Genomic DNA, 15,744 nt, shown 5'->3' with positions numbered 1-15,744 from the left:
TCCGTCGACTTCTACAGGCTGTAGAAGTTAACAGAACGCGGCGCTGCGACCAGAAAGACCAATACGCTCTCAGTCTTCACAAGCGTGACCGCGGTCACGGGCTCCGGCATGGTGCGTAACACGTTTGCCACACCGATGTGACAGGAGCAAAACCCCTCATGCTCAGACGTACTCTCGTGGCCGCCCTCCCGGCGCTGCTGCTGGCCACGACCGCGTGTGCCGAGCAGTCGGTCGGCGACCCGAACGCCCCCGCGGGCTCGGCGGTCGCGTACCCGAGCAAGACCCTGCAGATCATGGCCCCGGCCGGAGCCGGCGGCGGCTGGGACACCACCGCCCGCACGCTGCAGCAGGCGCTGCAGGGCGCCGGGCTGCTCGGCGGCCAGTCCGCCGAGGTCCGCAACGTCACCGGCGCGGCCGGCACGATCGGCCTGGCCGAGCTGGTGACCAGCCACAAGGGCGACGCCCACCAGCTGATGGTGACCGGCCTGGTGATGGTCGGCGGCGTGGTGACCAACAAGTCGCCGGTGGACCTGTCGCAGACCACCCCGATCGCGACGCTGACCGCCGAGTCCGAGGTCATCGTCGTCAAGTCCGACTCCAAGTACCAGACGCTCAAGCAACTGGTCGACGACATCAAGGCCGACCCGACGTCGGTCAAGTGGGGCGGCGGCTCCGCCGGCGGCACCGACCAGATCCTGGTCGGGCTGCTGGCCAAGGCGGCGGGCGCGGACGCGTCGACCGTGGCCAAGCAGTACATCGCCTATTCAGGCGGCGGCGAGACCAAGGCCGGGCTGCTGTCCGGCGACATCAGCGTCGCGGTCTCCGGCACCAGCGAGTTCGCCGACCTGGTCAAGGCCGGCACCGTGCGGGCGCTGGCGGTGTCGAGCGCGACCGGCGGCGACGCCGGGCTGGGCACCCCGACGCCGAGCATCAAGGAGTCCGGCTACGACCTGGAGCTGATGAACTGGCGTGGCCTGGTCGCCCCGCCCGGCATCAGCGACGCCGAGAAGGCCGCCGTCATCGCGATGGTCGACAAGCTGCACGCCTCGGCCCAGTGGCAGCAGGCGCTGACCGACAAGAAGTGGACCGACTTCTACCGCACCGGCGGCGAGGCGACCACCTTCTTCGCCGACGAGCACACCCGGATCAAGGCCGTGCTGACCGAGATCGGCCTCGGCTAGTGTCCGACGCTGCGAACACCCCGGGGGCGGCCAAGGCCGCCCCCGGCCCCATCATCGCGGCGGGCCTGCTGTTCGCCGTCGGGGCGCTGCTGTTCACCCAGGCCCTCACCCTGGCCGCCGACCGCGGCTACGCCCCGTCCGGGCCTGCCCTGGCGCCGGTCATCGTGACCGGGCTGTGGGTGCTGGTGTCGCTGGCCTACCTCGCCGAGTCGATCAAGGCCCGGGGTGCGGCGGCCGAGGGCGGCGGCAGCTGGCGTACGCCGTTGCTGCTGCTGGCCGCGCTGATCGTGTACGCGCTCGTGCTGAAGTACACCGTCACCGGCTACGTCCTGGCCACCGCGGCTTTCATCCTGGCCACGGCGCGGCTGCTGAGCACCCGCCCGGTCCGTGAGGTGATCGTGCGGGACCTGCTCGTCGCGGCGGGCCTGTCCGTGGGCGTCTACCTCGTGTTCACCCGCCTGCTCGGCATCGTCCTGCCCGCCGGAGTGCTGCCCCTATGAGTTCACTGTCCAGCCTGCTCGACGGCTTCGCGTCCGTGCTGAGCCCGCAGAACCTGCTCTACGCCGCGATCGGCGTCACCATCGGCACGCTGGTCGGCGTGCTGCCCGGCATCGGCCCGGCGCTCACCATCGCGCTGCTGCTGCCCGTGTCGCTGCAGCTCGACGACCCCACCGGCACCCTGATCATGTTCGCGGGCATCTACTACGGCGCCATGTACGGCGGGTCGACGACCTCGATCCTGCTCAACACCCCGGGCGAGTCGGCGTCGGTGGCCACCTCGATCGAGGGATACCGGATGGCCCAGCGCGGCCGTGCCCGCGCCGCGCTGGCCACCGCCGCGATCGGCTCGTTCGTGGCCGCGACCATCTCCACCGTGCTGCTGGCGTTCGTCGCCGAACCGATGGCGAGCTTCGCCGTCACGTTCCGTGCCTCGGACTACTTCGCCCTCGCGGTGCTGGCCATGGTCACCGTCACCGCGCTGGTCGGCGCGTCCCTGCCCCGCGGCCTGATGTCGCTGACCTTCGGGCTGTTCCTCGGCCTGGTCGGCATCGACTCGCTCACCGGTCAGGCCCGCTTCACCTTCGGCGTGCCCGAGCTGCTCGACGGCGTCGACGTCGTCACCGTCATCGTCGGCCTGTTCGCCATCGGCGAGACGCTCTACATCGCCTCGCGCCTGAAGGACCTGCCCGCCAAGGTCGCGCCGCTGGAACCGGCCAAGGGCGGCTTCGCGTGGCTGAGCCGCCAGGACTGGGCCCGGTCCTGGCCCGCCTGGCTGCGCGGCACCCTGTTCGGGTTCCCCTTCGGCGCGCTGCCCTCCGGCGGGGCCGAGATTCCCACCTTCCTGTCGTACACCGTCGAGAAACGCCGTTCCAAGCACCGGGACGAGTGGGGCAACGGCGCGATCGAGGGCGTCGCCGGGCCGGAGGCCGCCAACAACGCCTCCTTCTCCGGCGTGCTCGTGCCGCTGCTCACGCTCGGCATCCCGACCTCGGCCACGGCGGCGGTCATGCTCGCCGCGTTCGGCTACTTCGACCTGTCGCCCGGCCCGCAGCTGTTCGAGAAGTCCCCGGACCTGGTCTGGGCGCTCATCGCGTCGCTGTTCGTCGGCAACGTGATGCTGCTGGCGCTGAACCTGCCGCTCATCCGCATCTGGGTCAAGGTGCTGCAGATCCCCCGGCCGCTGCTGTACACGGGCATCCTGGTCTTCGCCACCCTCGGCGTGTACGCCGTCTCCGGCAGCGTCGTCGACGTGCTCATCGCGTACGCCATCGGCGTGCTGGCCATGTTCATGCGCCGGTTCGACTTCCCGATCGCGCCGGTGATCCTCGGGCTGATCCTCGGGCCGATGATGGAGACCCAGTTCCGCCGGGCGCTGCTGCTGTCCGACGGCGCCCTGTCGGTGTTCGTCACCCGCCCGCTGACGGTGACCCTGCTGTCCCTGGCGGTCGTCGCGCTCGCGCTGCCGCACCTGCCGAAGGTGTGGGCCCGGCTGCGCGGCGGCAGCGGCGCCCGGCGCCTGTCGTTCGCCGAGGACGACTGAGAACGCGGGCTGTGCCGGAGTGTTGCCGGCACAGCCCGCTCACCGCTGCGAGCCGTGCCAGGTGTAGCGGTGCTCGGGGCGGCCGGTGCCGCCGTAACGCAGCCGCACCTCGGCCCGCCCGGACCGGACCAGGTGCTCCAGGTAGCGGCGGGTGCTGACCCGCGACAGCCCGGCCAGCTCCGCGCACTCCACCGCCGACAGGTCCCGCCCGCTGTCGCGCAGCACCCCGGCGACCAGGTCCGCCGTGGCGGGGGACAGGCCCTTGGGCAGCGCCGCCCCGGACTGCCCGGTCAGGCCGAACAGTCTGTCCACCTCGGCCTGCCCCACCCGCGGCTGCTCAGCGAGCCGCCGCACCCGCGCTGTGTACCGTTCCAGCTGCTCGCGCAGCGTGTCGGCCGCGAACGGCTTGATGATGTAGTGCACGACCCCGCCGTGCAGCGCGGCCCGGATGGTCTCCACGTCGCTCGCGGCCGTGATCGCCAGCACGTCCACCGGGTACGCCGCCTCCCGCAGCCGCCGCAGCACCTCCAGCCCCGAGATGTCGGGCAGGTAGATGTCCAGCAGCACCAGGTCCGGGCGCAGCCGCTCGACCGCCGCGAGGGCCTCCGCGCCGGTGTGCGCCGCGCCCACCACGGTGAAACCCTCGACGCGCTGCACGAATCCGGTGTGGATCCGCGCCACCATGAAGTCGTCGTCGACGACCAGCACCCGCGTCATGCCGGCTCCCGCCGCCGCGGCAGCCGCGCCGCGAACGCCGCGCCGTCGACCGTCACCGAACCGCCGCGAGCGGCGCAGATCTGGCTGATCAGGGCCAGCCCGATGCCGCGCGGGCGTTCGCCGTCCTTGGTGGTGTAGCCCCGGGTGAAGACCGCCTGGGCCAGCTCGTGGGCCACGCCGCTGCCCGAGTCGTGCACGCGCACCTCCACCTCGTGGTCGTCCTGGCGGATCAGGACCCGCACCCAGCCGCCCGCCGGGGCGGCGTCGATGCCGTTGTCGATCAGGTTGCCGATCACCGTCACCAGGTCCGCGACCAGCTGGCCGTCCGGCAGCGCGGACAGCGCCGACGCGTCGTCGAGCGCCAGCTCCACCCGCTGCTCCGCCGCCGCGCTCGCCTTCGCGATGAGCAGCGCGGCCAGCGCCGGGTCGGCGATGCGGGACTGCACCCGGTGGCTGAGATCCTCCTGGGCCTGCCCGGCCCGGATGATGAAGTTCACGGCGTCGTCGTACTGGCCGAGCTGGATCAGGCCGGAGATGGTGTGCAGCCGGTTGGTGAACTCGTGCGCCTGCGCGCGCAGGGTGTCGGTCGCGTGGCGGCTCAGGTCCAGCTCGCGTTCCAGCGACGTCAGCTCGGTCCGGTCCCGCAGGGTGGTCACCGAGCCGACCGTACGGCCCTGGACCAGCACCGGCATCCGGTTGAGGACCAGCACCCGGGACTGGAACAGCACCACGTGGTCGGGTTCGCCGCCGTCGCCGGTGAGCAGCTGCACGAGGTCGCCGGGCACTCCGAGCCCGTGCAGGGGCTTGCCGGTGACGTCGTCGGGCAGGTCCAGCAGGCGGGCCGCCTCGTCGTTGGCCAGCGTCACCCGGCCGGCGGTGTCGAGGCCGAGCAGGCCCTCCTTGAGGCCGTGCAGCATCGCCTCCCGGTGCTCGACCAGCCCGGCGATCTGCCGCGGCTCCAGCCCGAGGGTCTGCCGCTTGACCCGCCTGGCCAGCAGCAGCGAGCCGCCGACGCCGAGCGCGGAGCCCAGCAGCAGGTAGGTGAGCAGGTCCGGGGTGGCCTCGGCCAGCAGCTGCGGCCACGACGGGTAGGTCTGCCCGGCCACGACCAGGCCGAGGATCCGCCCGTCGGCGGGGTCGATCACCGGTGCGTGCGCCTCCAGCACCCGGGCCGGGGTCAGCACCTCGCCGTGCCAGCCCTTGCCGGTCAGGCCGTCGCTGCCGCCCAGGTCGGCCAGGCGGCCCGCGTCGGGGCCCGTGAGCAGGCGGCCCTGCCCGTCGGTGAGCACCACGAACGAGACCCCGTTCGCGCCTCGCGCGGTCTCGGCGGCGGCGGCCAGCGAGTCGTACCAGACGTCCGGGCCCATACCCTGGCGGATCGTGTCGTTCCAGGCCAGGCTCTCGGCGATGGAGCGCAGCTTGGTGCCCTCGTCGCTCTCGAAGGCGGCCTGGGCCTCGGCCATCGACACCGCGGCGACCGCGCCGACGGCCAGCAGCACGATGCCGAGCTGGAACAGCAGCAGCTGCCTGGCCAGGGAGAACTGCCGGCGCATGGTCCCTCCCAGGGCTCGGGCACCGCTAGGGTGGGCGGATGCTTCGTCGTACCGTACTCGCTGCTCCGCTGCTGGCAATGCTGGCCGCGGGCGGCTGCGGTGCCGACCGGGAGCCCGATCTGCGGCTGATGGTGCCCAACGCGCCGGGCAGCGGCTACGACATCACCGCCCGCACCGTCGCGACGGCGCTGCACGCCGCCGACGTGCACCGCAGCATCGAGGTGTTCAACCTGCCCGGCGCGGGCGGCATGGTCGGGCTGCAGCGGCTGGTGTACGAGCGCGGCAACAGCGGCCTGATCATGCTGATGGGCCTCGGGCTCGTCGGGGCCCAGCACACCCTGCCCGTCCCGGCCCGGCTGTCCGACGTGACCGCGCTGGCCCGCCTCATCCAGGAACCGGAGATCGTCGTGGTCACCCGCGACTCGCCGCTGACCTCGCTGGCGGACCTCGTCGCGGCGTGGCGGGCGGACCCGGCGGCGCTGTCGGTCGGCGGCGGCTCCTCGCGCGGCGGCCCCGACCACCTGGCGGCGATGCTGATGGCCGACGCGGCCGGGATCGCCCCGCCGACGGTGCGCTACCGGCAGTTCGACGGCGGCGGCGCGCTGCTGGCCGCGATCCTGGGCAAGCGGGTCGCGTTCGCGGTGTCCAGCCTGGGGGAGTACGCCGAGCAGATCGAGGCCGGGCAGCTGCGCGTGCTGGCGGTGACCGGCCGAAGCCGCGCGCCCGGGGTGGACGCGCCGACCCTGCTCGAATCCGGCCTCGACGTCGTCTTCGACAACTGGCGCGGGCTGGTCGCGCCGCCGGGGCTGTCGGCGGAGCAGCGGGCCGTGCTGTCGGGCATGGTGGCGCAGCTGCGGGCGTCGCGAGCCTGGCAGGAAGCCCTCGCCGGGCACCGCTGGACCGACGCCTATCAGGACGGCGACGCGTTCACGGCGTTCCTGCGGGAGCAGGACGAGTCGGTCACCCGGATCCTCGACGGCATGGGCCTGGCGCTGCCCAGCGCGTCAAGCCGCTGACCGCTGGACGGCCAGGGCGGCGGCCGGGCGCCGCCAGGACGCGCGCAGCCAGGCCGCGGCACGGGGCACCGTCAGCGCGTACCCGATGCCGAAGATCAGGGACGCGATCAGGGCCAGCGGCCGGGAGAAGTCGTCGATGGGCCGGAAGATCTGCCAGTGGGTCAGGTAGATGTACATCGAGCTGGTGGCCAGCAGCGCGGCGACCCGGTTGAGCAGGGGCAGGCTGGGTAGGTCGGTGATCCAGACCAGCACCAGCAGGCCGGTGACGATGACGGCCTCGCGGCCCGCGTCGCCGAACAGGCCGGGCACGGTGGCGACCACGGCGGCGCTGACCGCAACCCGCTGCCAGGTGCGCTCCGCGCGCGCGATGGCCCAGCCCAGCGCGAACAGCCAGCACACCACGAGCGGGGTCGCCAGCTCGACGCCGGGCACGAGCTGGTAGCGGCCGATCAGGCCCACCGTGGCCAGGGCGAGGGGCAGCGCGAACGGCCGCCGCCGCTCCAGCCGGTCGAACGCGGGCAGGCACAGCGCCGCCAGCAGGATCAGCAGGTAGTAGACCAGCGCCTCGACGAACCAGAAGTGCCACCAGTAGTTGTCGGCGTGCTCCGGCGCGAACAGGTAGCCGAGCAGGAACACGCTGGCCGGTTCGTAGTCGTCGGTGAGCAGGTACATGGCGCCGATCCAGGTGACGGCCCCCAGCACGATACGGGCCGTGCTGCGGGCGAGGTGGCGTACGCGTTCGCGGCGCTCGGCGGTGGTGAGGTGGAAGCGGGCGAAGTTGAACCCGGCCACCCCGATCAGCACGTGGGCGCCGCCGGGCAGGTCGAAGACCTGGATGTGGCTGCCGACGATGAGCACGATCGCGATGGCGCGCAGCGCGACGGTCGTGTCGACGCGCACCCGCCGCCGGCGTGGCGGGGCGCTCCCGGCTGCTGCGGTGGTGCGCTCGGCCGTCGCGGCCAGCTCGCCCACCGGTGTCGTGTGCCAGCGCTCCGGCAGGCGGCCGAGCAGTTGTTCCAGCTTGATCGACATGTCGACGTAGGACAGGGAGTCGCCGCCGAGGCTGACGAAGGTGTCGGTGTCGCGGATGTCGTGGTGGCCCAGGACCCGGGCGAAGGTCCGGTGGACGTCGCTGCCGAGGGCCGGGGCGGCCTCGGATGGGGTGGCCAGCGCCCGTACGGCCGGGTAGTCGGGTTTGCCGGAGGCGAGGCGGGGCAGCTCGGCGACGGCGGCGGTGTGGATCACGCGGGCGGGCAGCCCGTGGGCCTCGGCGACCAGCTGCCGGACGTGCTCGGGGCAGTGGCCGCCCTCGTAGGCGACGGCCAGGCTGTCGTCGTCGCCGGTGCAGCTGGCGGCGACGCCCGCCTGGCGCAGCCGGGCCTCGATCTGCTGCAGGTCCAGGCGCAGGCCGAAGATCTTCGTGAACCGGCTGCGCCGCCCGACGATCTCGAACAGGCCGCCGGGGGTGCACCGGGCGAGGTCGCCGGTGCGCAGCTCGTGCACGGTGCGCCCGAGGGCCAGGTCGGCGGGGCTTTCGGCGTAGCCGAGCATGACGTTGGGGCCGCGGTAGACCAGCTCGCCGACGCCGTCGGGGGCGTCGTCGGCCGGGCTCAGGTGCAGGCTGCCGCCGGGGACGGGTACGCCGATCGCGTGCGGGCTGTGTTCGGCGAGTTCGGGCGGCAGGTATGCCATCCGGGCGGTGGCCTCGGTCTGGCCGTACATGACGAACAGGTCCCAGCCCGCGCGGCGGCCGAGCGCGGCGAAGCGGCGCACCCGCTGCGGGTCCAGCCGCCCGCCGGCCTGGGTGACGTAGCGCAGGCTCGGCAGCGTCATCCGGTCGAAGCCGACCCGGTCCAGCAGCTCGAACGTGTAGGGCACCCCGGCGAAGCTGGTCGCGCGGTGCGCGGCGAACAGCCGCCAGAACTCGGGCTCCACCACAGACAGGTCGGTGAGCAGCAGCGACGCGCCCCGCAGCAGGTGACTGTTGATCACGGAGAGGCCGTAGCAGTAGTGCATCGGCAGGGTGGTCGCCGCCCGGTCGTCGGCGGTGAGGCCGAGGTACGTGCCGATGGACTCGGCGTTGGCCTGCAGGTTCTCCCGCGACAGCCGGACCAGCTTCGGTGAGCCCGTCGAACCGGAGGTGCTCAGCAGCAGCGCCAGCTCCGGGTGCAGTTCGTGCGCGGAGGTGGCGCGCACCTCGTGGACCGTCTCGCCCGCCACGACATCGGGGTCGTAGGCGGCGCGCAGCGCCTCGAACGCGGTCGGGCTGTCGCCGGGCGCGAGCAGCACGGGGTGCCCGGCGGACAGCGCGGCGAGGTAGTTGACCAGCGCGTGGACGCGATTGGTTCCGGTGACCATGACCAGCCTGCGCCGGACGCCCAGGAAGCGGGCGCGTTCGGCGACCAGTTCGGCCAGGTCGCTATAGGTGAGCACGCCCGCGTCGGTGATCAGCGCCGGGCGGTCGCCGTGCAGCGCGAGATCCCGGGCGAAGGGGACGCCGGAGGTGGACGGGTCGGTGGCTACCAGAGTCATGAGGGGGCCTTAGGGCAGGCTTACCAAATCTAGGTTAGGATTTCCTAACTTCTACAGCCTGTCAAACCTGGGAGAGGAGACGGCGTGCGTACCAATCTCCGGCGCAGCACCGCCTCGACGATCGGTAACGGTGCCCCGCGCAAGGCCGCACCCCGCACGGGCACGGCCGCCTTCCTCGCCGCGGCCGTGTTCCTCGCCGCGGGCCTCACCGCCTGCTCGGGCAGCGAGCCCAAGGACGTCACCGTCTACAGCGGACGCACCCAGACACTGGTCCAGCCGCTGATCGACGAGTTCACCAAGAAGACCGGCATCACCGTCGACGTGCGCTACGGCACCACCGCGCAGATGGCCGCGCAGCTGCAGGAGGAGGGCGACAAGTCCCCCGCCGACGTGTTCCTCTCCCAGGACGCCGGGGCCCTCGGCGCCGTCGCCAAGGCGGGGCTGCTCGCCCAGCTCCCGGCCGAGCTGCTCGCCAAGGTCCCCGCCCCCTACCAGCACACCGGCGGCCAGTGGGTCGGCGTGACCGGGCGGCTGCGGGTCTTCGCGTACAACGCCGACCAGGTCAAGCCCGCGGAGCTGCCCAAGTCGGTGCTGGACGTGACCGGGCCGCAGTGGAAGGGCCGGCTGGGCGTCGCGCCCACCAACGCCTCGTTTCAGACGTTCGTCACCGCCATGCGGGTGCAGCACGGTGACGCCAAGGCCAAGGAGTTCCTCGGCGCGATCAAGGCCAACGAGCCGCAGATCCGCGACAACAACATCGTCATCGTCGGCGAGATCAACGACGGCAAGCTCGCGGCGGGCCTGGTCAACCACTACTACCTGTTCGAGAAGGCGGCCGAGCTCGGCGTCAGCCCCGACCAGCTCAAGGTCAAGCTGCACTACTTCGGCGACGGCGACACCGGCGGCCTGCTCAACGTCTCCGGCCTCGGCCTGCTGAAGAAGGCCACCGGCAACGACAAGGCCAGGCAGTTCATGGACTACCTGCTCGGCGCCGACGGCCAGACCTACTTCGCGACCAAGACGTTCGAGTACCCGCTGATCGCGGGGGTGCCCGCCGCCCCCGGCCTGCCCGTGCTGGCCGACCTGAAGATCCCGCCGATCGACCTCAACGACCTCGACACCCTCGCCGCCTCCGTCGGGATGATCAAGAGTTCGGGGCTGACCTCCTGAACACCCCCACCGCAACCGGACGGCGGGCGCGCACCGGCGCGCCCGCCCCGCGCGGCGTCCGCCACCGGCTGCGGCGGCTCGCCCCGCGCCCGGCGCTGCTCGCCGGCAGCCTGGCGGCCGTCGCCGTCGCGCTGATCCCGCTGGTCTACCTGGGCGTACGCACCACCGAGGCGGGCGGCGCGCGCATCCGCGCCGAACTGCTCACCGGCACCACGCTCGACCTGGCCGCCGTCAGCCTGTCGCTGGCCGCGGTCGTCACCGCCGGCTGCCTGCTGCTCGGCGTCGGCGCGGCCTACCTGGTCACCCGCACCGACCTGCCCCTGCGGCGCACGTTCGGCGTCGTCGCGGCACTGCCGCTGGCCATGCCGACCTACGTCGCCGCGTTCGGCTGGGTGTCCATCGTCGACGGCTTCCACGGCTTCTGGCCCACCGCGCTGGTGCTGACCTTCTGCTCGTACCCCTACGTCTACCTGCCGGCGGCCGCGGCGCTGATCAGCGTCGACCCCGCCACTGAGGAGGTGTCGCAGTCGCTGGGCCGCGGCGCCTGGCGCACCTTCACCGGCGTCACCCTGCGCCAGATCCGCCCGGCCGTCGTCGCCGGCGGGCTGCTCGTCGCCCTCTACGTGCTGTCCGACTTCGGCGCCGTCGCGCTGCTGCGCGTCAACACCTTCACCCGCGCCGTGTTCACCTCGTTCGACCTCGGGTTCGACCGCACCGGAGCACTGGTGCAGGCGACCGCGCTGGTCGCGGTCACCCTCGTCATCCTCGGCGCCGAGCTGGCCGTACGCCGCCACGACACCCGATACGCCAAGGTCGGCGCCGGAGCGCGCCGCCCGCCGCACATCCTGCGGCTCGGCCCGTGGCGGGCACCGGCGCTGCTCGCGATGGCCGCCGTCGCCGCCGGCAGCTTCGCCGTGCCGGCCGCCGCGCTCGTGCACTGGACGGCCGAAGGTGTGTCCCGGCCGGGCTCGCTCGCCGAGATCGCCACCGCGGCCGGCAACTCGATGGGCGTGTCCGCGCTCGGCGCCGCGCTGACCATGCTGCTGGCCCTGCCGATCGGGCTGCTGGCCGCCCGCGCGCCCGGCCCGCTGGCGGCGGTGCTCGACCGGCTGACCTACCTCACCCACGCGTTGCCCGGCCTCGTCGTCGGGCTGTCGCTGGTGTTCTTCGGCATCAACGTCGCCTACCCGCTCTACCAGACGCAGTGGCTGCTCGCGCTGGCGTACGCCACCCTGTTCCTGCCGCTGGCCGTGGGCGCGGTCGCCGCGGCCGCCGCCCAGTCCCCGCCCAGCCTGGAGGAGGCCGCCCGCTCGCTCGGCCGCGGGCCGTGGACGGTGCTGCGCACCGTCACCCTGCCGCTGACCCTGCCCGGCATCGGCGCGGGCGCGGCACTGGTGTTCCTCACCTGCATGAAAGAACTCCCGGCCACCCTGCTGCTGCGGCCCACCGGCATGGACACCCTGGCCACCGAGCTGTGGACGCACACCTCCGTGGCCGCCTACGCCGCCGCCTCGCCGTACGCGGCGCTGCTGGTCCTCCTGTCGGCGGCACCGGTGCTGGTGCTCGCCCGCCGCGCCCTCACCCCCGGAGGCAGACCGTGAACGCACTCGTCGTCCGCGCCGCACACAAGGCGTTCGGGCAGGTGAAGGCCCTCGACGGGGCCGACCTGGCAGTGCCCGGCGGGACGCTCACCGCGGTGCTCGGCCCCTCCGGCTGCGGCAAGACCACCCTGCTGCGCTGCGTCGCCGGGTTCGAGCGCCTCGACGCCGGTGAGATCGCCCTCGGCGACCGGCCGGTGTCCGGACCCCGCGCGCACGTCCCGGCCCACCGGCGCGGCGTGGCCGTGGTGCCGCAGGACGGCGCCCTGTTCCCGCACCTCGACGTCGCCGGCAATGTCGGCTACGGGCTCGACGCCGCCGCCCGCCGCGCCGGCCGCATCGACGAGGTCCTGGAGCTGGTCGGGCTCGCCGGATACGGCAGCCGCCTGCCCCACCAGCTGTCCGGCGGGCAGCAGCAGCGCGTCGCGGTGGCCAGGGCGCTCGCGCCCCGACCCCGGCTGGTCCTGCTCGACGAGCCGTTCAGTGCGCTCGACGCCGGGCTGCGCGCCGAGGTGCGGGCCGACGTACGCGCCGCGCTGCACGCCGACGGGGCCACCGCTGTCCTGGTCACCCACGACCAGGGCGAGGCGCTGTCCATGGCCGACCAGGTCGTGGTCATGCACCGGGGCCGGGTCCGGCAGCAGGGCACCCCGCTGCAGGTTTACCGCACGCCCGCCGACCCGTGGGTCGCCGCGTTCGTCGGCGACGCCGTGCTGCTCACCGCGACGGCGGACGGCGGCGGCGCGCGTACCCCGCTCGGTGCGCTCGACCTGCACCAGCCGTGCACCGGCACCACGACCGTGCTGGTGCGGCCCGAGCAGATCCGGGTCCTGCCACCCGGCGACGCGGCCGCCGCGGTGCCCGCCACCGTGCGCCGCCACCTGTTCCACGGCCACGACGCGGTGCTGGACCTGACCCTCGACGACGGGACGCCGGTCACCGCGCGGCTGCTCGACGACCCGAGGGAGTTCAGCCCGGGGACCCGCGTCGCGCTCACCGTCAGCGGACCGGCGCACGCGCTGCCCGCCGGTGCCGAGTGACCGCCCGCAGAACAGTTCCGCGCCGCCGTCGTTGTCCCCGGTGAGCGCACAGCGGAACCCGACGACACCAGCGCCTGGACGGTTCGGAGATGAATGACGGCGACGGGCGCAGACGCGCCTCCGGCGAGCTTGAGGGCCAGGTTATGAACGTCCTGTGGGCGGGCGGCCGGTCGATGACCCCTGCCGAGGTGCAGGCGCGGCTCGAACACGCGCCCGCGTACAACACGGTGCAGACGATCCTCATCCGGCTTGTGGACAAGCAGCTGGTGCGGCGCAGGCGGGTGGGCCGGGCGCACGCGTACGAGCCCGTGCGCAGCGAGGCCGACGCGGCCGCCGCCCAGCTGCGCGCCACGCTCAGCGGGGTCGGCGACCGGCGGCTCACGCTGCAGCGGTTCGCCGAGACCCTCGACGACGCCGAGGCGCAGGTGCTGCGGCGGCTGCTGTCCGACATGTCCCCGGTGGAACCGTGACGACCTGGGTCTACCTGCCGCTGCTGCTGTCGGCGCTGCTGCCGTACGCGTCGCGGCTCATGGCGGGCCGGGTCGCGCCGTCCGCCGCCGCCCGGACCGTCGCCGTCGCCGCCGCCGCGGCGGCCGGTGGGTACGTGTGCTGCCTGGCGCTGCTCGCACTGACGCTGTTCGACGACCTGCCGCCGCTGTGGCGGTTCGACGACCGCCCGGAACTCGGGCTGCCCAAGCCGGTGCCGGGCCTGGTCGCGCTGATCGCGGCGCTGGCGCTGCTGACCGGCGCGGTGCGCCTGATCCGCGAGATCCTGTTGCGCCGACGCGTGCTGCGCGAACTGCGCGAGGCGGGCCGACCGCACGCCGGGCTCGTGGTCGCAGACTGGGCGGAGCCGTTCGCGGTGGCGGTGCCGGGCAGGCCGGGGCACATCCTGGTCACATCTGGGATGCTGCGGGCGCTGAGCCCCGCCGAGCAGCGGGTGCTGTTCGCCCACGAGAACGCCCACCTGCGGTGTCGTCACCACCGGTGGGTCACGGCCGCGAGCTGGTCGGCCGCGCTGAATCCGCTGCTGGCTCCGATGGCGGGGCTGGTCGGCCGCCTGGTGGAGCGGTGGGCCGACGAGGAGGCCGCGGCGGTCGTCGGCGACCGGCGCCTGGTGGCGCGGGCTGTGGCGAAGGCGTCGCTCGCCGGTCACCGCAGGCAGGTCGCGCCCGCGATGGGCATGAGCGGGTCGGGCGCGGTCGAGCGGGTCATGGCGATGCAGGGGCCGCGCCAGCCCAGCCGCTGGCCGGCGCTGGCCGGGGTCACCGTGCTGTCGTTGGCGCTGCTGGCAGCCACGGCGGCGGCCGCGGTCGAGTTCGCCGGGGTGGCCGGCGCCTGGCTGGGCATGCTCGGCTGAGGCTCGCGCGCGTCAGTGGCAGGTGCCCGACCCCGAGTCGGTGAAGGCCGCACCGGGCTGGCCGATGAACTGCCAGCGGTAGGAGTCCGGCTCCAGGGTCAGCTTGAGCACGCCGTAGGTCCGGTCGTCGCGGGACTCGGAGTTGACGGCGACCTCGTCGCCGAACCGGTAGAGGCTCGCTCCGCCGGTGCCGACGACGAACTGGCGGATGCCCCGGCCGTCGTCACGGACCCCGGCGGGATCCTGCGGCGCGAAGCGCTCGTAGTTGTGGTTGTGCGCGGTGAGCACCAGCTCGGCCCCGCGGTCGTAGAGGATCTGGTAGAGCGGGCGCATCCGCGGCTCGGCCGTGTGCTTGCCGCCCGAGGTGAACAGCGGGTGGTGCCACATCGCGACGGTGCACCGGGCCGGTTCGCGGTCGAGGACCTCTTCGAGCCACCGGGCCTGCGGCGAGTCCGGCCCGCAGGCGACCTGGTCGCACTGGCTGTTGAGGACGAGCACCTGCCAGCCCGCGACGTGGTAGGCGTACCAGCCCTCGCCGTGCCTGCCGACGTCGGCGCCGAAGTAGTCGTAGTAGGCCTTGCCGTCGGACCTGCGCAGGTCGTGGTTGCCCAGGACGGGGCGGGTGCGGTCGCGGTGGCGTCCCCAGTTGGGGTCGTAGCAGCGGCGGAACTGCTTCGCGGAGCCGTCCATGTAGGCGTTGTCGCCCAGGGTGAACACGGTCCCCGGGATGTCGTCGAGCAGCTTCGCGGTGATCTCGTCCCCCTTGCTGGTGCAGCTGGCGATGTCACCGGCGCCGACCAGCACCGGCGGCCTCCCCTCGGACGCGCCGCCGAACGCGACGACCATTCCGGCCGCCAGCACCGCGACGATCAGCGACGCGCGGCCCGCCACGCTGCCGAGCACGCGCCTGACCCTCCTGTTCATCTGAGAACCCACCAAGAGATGATGAAATAGCCCTAAACGGCCCGACCTCCGACACGCCGTAGGAATTCGGTAGTGACATCTCCTCGCATCCACGTCGGATCCGGGCACTCGGCAACCTGTGTTCCGGTCGGCGCGTCTTCAGGACTATGACGACTCATCGGGTCACCCGCTGCGGGACGGCGCTGCTCATCGCCTCGCTGGCCCTGGCCGCCGCTCTGACCGGCTGTGCCGGTGGGCAGGACGGCGGCTCGGCCGGCGCCGGCGGGCCGGCCACCACGGGCTGCGCGTCACCCGCGCCCGCGCCGAGCCCGATCGAGACGGCCGGGCCCACCATGTACGGCAGCATCGGTGCGCTCGACCATGCCTCTACCTGCGCGACGCCGACCACAGCCAGGCGGACCTGCTGGCGCTGTCCAGGCGGATCAGCGACGACACGGCTTACTGGCGCGAGCGGGGGATAACCGTGCACGAGACCGGCCCGCGCTACGACGGCTCCGGGGTGACGGTCGGCGTCGAGCAGGTCGAGCGGGCCCGGATCGAGCTGCCGAAGCGCTACGGCACGCGGATCCCGATCGAGGTGACGGAGTCGCGAGGGTTCGCGCTGCTGTGAGC

At 73.3% G+C, this 15,744-nt stretch carries 15 protein-coding genes; 10 read left to right on the top strand and 5 right to left on the bottom strand.

Features of this window, described 5'->3' with window-relative positions:
- Window positions 1-158: 158 nt before the first annotated feature.
- From Cba03nite_RS21905 to Cba03nite_RS21895, 3 genes are read left to right on the top strand one after another with little or no spacing between them, the layout of a single operon-like run.
- Entirely contained in the window at window positions 159-1,181 is a 1,023-nt protein-coding gene (locus Cba03nite_RS21905; protein WP_203749283.1) for a Bug family tripartite tricarboxylate transporter substrate binding protein, read from the top strand.
- The gene (locus Cba03nite_RS21900; RefSeq protein ID WP_203749280.1) at window positions 1,181-1,681 is read left to right on the top strand and encodes a tripartite tricarboxylate transporter TctB family protein; all 501 of its coding nucleotides are present in this window, start codon (window positions 1,181-1,183) and stop codon (window positions 1,679-1,681) included. The genes Cba03nite_RS21905 and Cba03nite_RS21900 overlap by 1 nt, the downstream gene beginning before the upstream one ends.
- Entirely contained in the window at window positions 1,678-3,222 is a 1,545-nt protein-coding gene (locus Cba03nite_RS21895) for a tripartite tricarboxylate transporter permease (RefSeq protein ID WP_203749277.1), read from the top strand. Before Cba03nite_RS21900 ends, Cba03nite_RS21895 begins: the two co-directional genes overlap by 4 nt.
- Window positions 3,223-3,261: 39 nt before the next feature.
- Here Cba03nite_RS21895 and Cba03nite_RS21890 read toward each other — a convergent pair whose 3' ends face one another.
- Together Cba03nite_RS21890 and Cba03nite_RS21885 are read right to left on the bottom strand one after the other, a co-directional pair.
- Window positions 3,262-3,939: a response regulator gene (locus tag Cba03nite_RS21890; RefSeq protein WP_203749274.1), complete on the bottom strand. Its 678-nt coding sequence runs from the start codon at window positions 3,937-3,939 to the stop codon at window positions 3,262-3,264.
- Window positions 3,936-5,492 carry a sensor histidine kinase gene (locus Cba03nite_RS21885; protein WP_203749271.1) on the bottom strand — a complete coding sequence of 519 codons (1,557 nt, stop codon included), beginning with the start codon at window positions 5,490-5,492 and terminating at the stop codon, window positions 3,936-3,938. The genes Cba03nite_RS21890 and Cba03nite_RS21885 overlap by 4 nt, the downstream gene beginning before the upstream one ends.
- 38 nt (window positions 5,493-5,530) lie before the next feature.
- On the opposite strand from Cba03nite_RS21885, the gene Cba03nite_RS21880 reads away from it, so the two are divergent.
- Complete coding sequence (locus tag Cba03nite_RS21880) at window positions 5,531-6,508, top strand: tripartite tricarboxylate transporter substrate binding protein (protein WP_239125937.1); 978 nt, start codon at window positions 5,531-5,533, stop codon at window positions 6,506-6,508.
- Here the strand turns inward: Cba03nite_RS21880 and Cba03nite_RS21875 are convergent.
- Entirely contained in the window at window positions 6,497-9,040 is a 2,544-nt protein-coding gene (locus Cba03nite_RS21875) for an AMP-binding protein (RefSeq protein ID WP_203749267.1), read from the bottom strand. The genes Cba03nite_RS21880 and Cba03nite_RS21875 overlap by 12 nt on opposite strands.
- 120 nt (window positions 9,041-9,160) lie before the next feature.
- Here Cba03nite_RS21875 and Cba03nite_RS21870 point away from each other — a divergent pair, with 120 nt between their 5' ends.
- The 5 genes from Cba03nite_RS21870 to Cba03nite_RS21850 all read left to right on the top strand — a co-directional run bounded on the left by Cba03nite_RS21870 (window position 9,161) and on the right by Cba03nite_RS21850 (window position 14,208).
- Complete coding sequence (locus tag Cba03nite_RS21870; protein WP_203749454.1) at window positions 9,161-10,210, top strand: iron ABC transporter substrate-binding protein; 1,050 nt, start codon at window positions 9,161-9,163, stop codon at window positions 10,208-10,210.
- Between the two features lie 68 nt (window positions 10,211-10,278).
- On the top strand, window positions 10,279-11,811 hold the full coding sequence (locus tag Cba03nite_RS21865) for an ABC transporter permease (RefSeq protein ID WP_203749451.1): 1,533 nt from the start codon (window positions 10,279-10,281) through the stop codon (window positions 11,809-11,811).
- Entirely contained in the window at window positions 11,808-12,848 is a 1,041-nt protein-coding gene (locus Cba03nite_RS21860; protein WP_203749264.1) for an ABC transporter ATP-binding protein, read from the top strand. Before Cba03nite_RS21865 ends, Cba03nite_RS21860 begins: the two co-directional genes overlap by 4 nt.
- A gap of 89 nt (window positions 12,849-12,937) precedes the next feature.
- Window positions 12,938-13,318 (top strand): BlaI/MecI/CopY family transcriptional regulator, encoded by a 381-nt coding sequence (locus Cba03nite_RS21855; RefSeq protein WP_203749260.1) that lies wholly within the window; start codon window positions 12,938-12,940, stop codon window positions 13,316-13,318.
- Window positions 13,315-14,208: a M56 family metallopeptidase gene (locus Cba03nite_RS21850; protein ID WP_203749257.1), complete on the top strand. Its 894-nt coding sequence runs from the start codon at window positions 13,315-13,317 to the stop codon at window positions 14,206-14,208. The genes Cba03nite_RS21855 and Cba03nite_RS21850 overlap by 4 nt, the downstream gene beginning before the upstream one ends.
- A gap of 12 nt (window positions 14,209-14,220) precedes the next feature.
- Here the strand turns inward: Cba03nite_RS21850 and Cba03nite_RS21845 are convergent, their stop codons facing one another.
- Together Cba03nite_RS21845 and Cba03nite_RS21840 are read right to left on the bottom strand one after the other, a co-directional pair.
- Window positions 14,221-15,132: a metallophosphoesterase family protein gene (locus tag Cba03nite_RS21845; protein WP_203749254.1), complete on the bottom strand. Its 912-nt coding sequence runs from the start codon at window positions 15,130-15,132 to the stop codon at window positions 14,221-14,223.
- A gap of 154 nt (window positions 15,133-15,286) precedes the next feature.
- Window positions 15,287-15,466 (bottom strand): hypothetical protein, encoded by a 180-nt coding sequence (locus Cba03nite_RS21840; RefSeq protein ID WP_203749251.1) that lies wholly within the window; start codon window positions 15,464-15,466, stop codon window positions 15,287-15,289.
- A 129-nt stretch (window positions 15,467-15,595) separates the two neighbouring features.
- On the opposite strand from Cba03nite_RS21840, the gene Cba03nite_RS21835 reads away from it, so the two are divergent.
- Complete coding sequence (locus tag Cba03nite_RS21835; RefSeq protein WP_203749248.1) at window positions 15,596-15,742, top strand: hypothetical protein; 147 nt, start codon at window positions 15,596-15,598, stop codon at window positions 15,740-15,742.
- The last annotated feature ends 2 nt before the right edge of the window (window positions 15,743-15,744 follow it).

Source organism: Catellatospora bangladeshensis (assembly GCF_016862575.1).
Lineage (GTDB): Bacteria > Actinomycetota > Actinomycetes > Mycobacteriales > Micromonosporaceae > Catellatospora > Catellatospora bangladeshensis.
The sequence above is the reverse complement of the archived record's forward strand: the minus strand, read 5'-3'. Positions and strand labels throughout refer to the sequence as shown.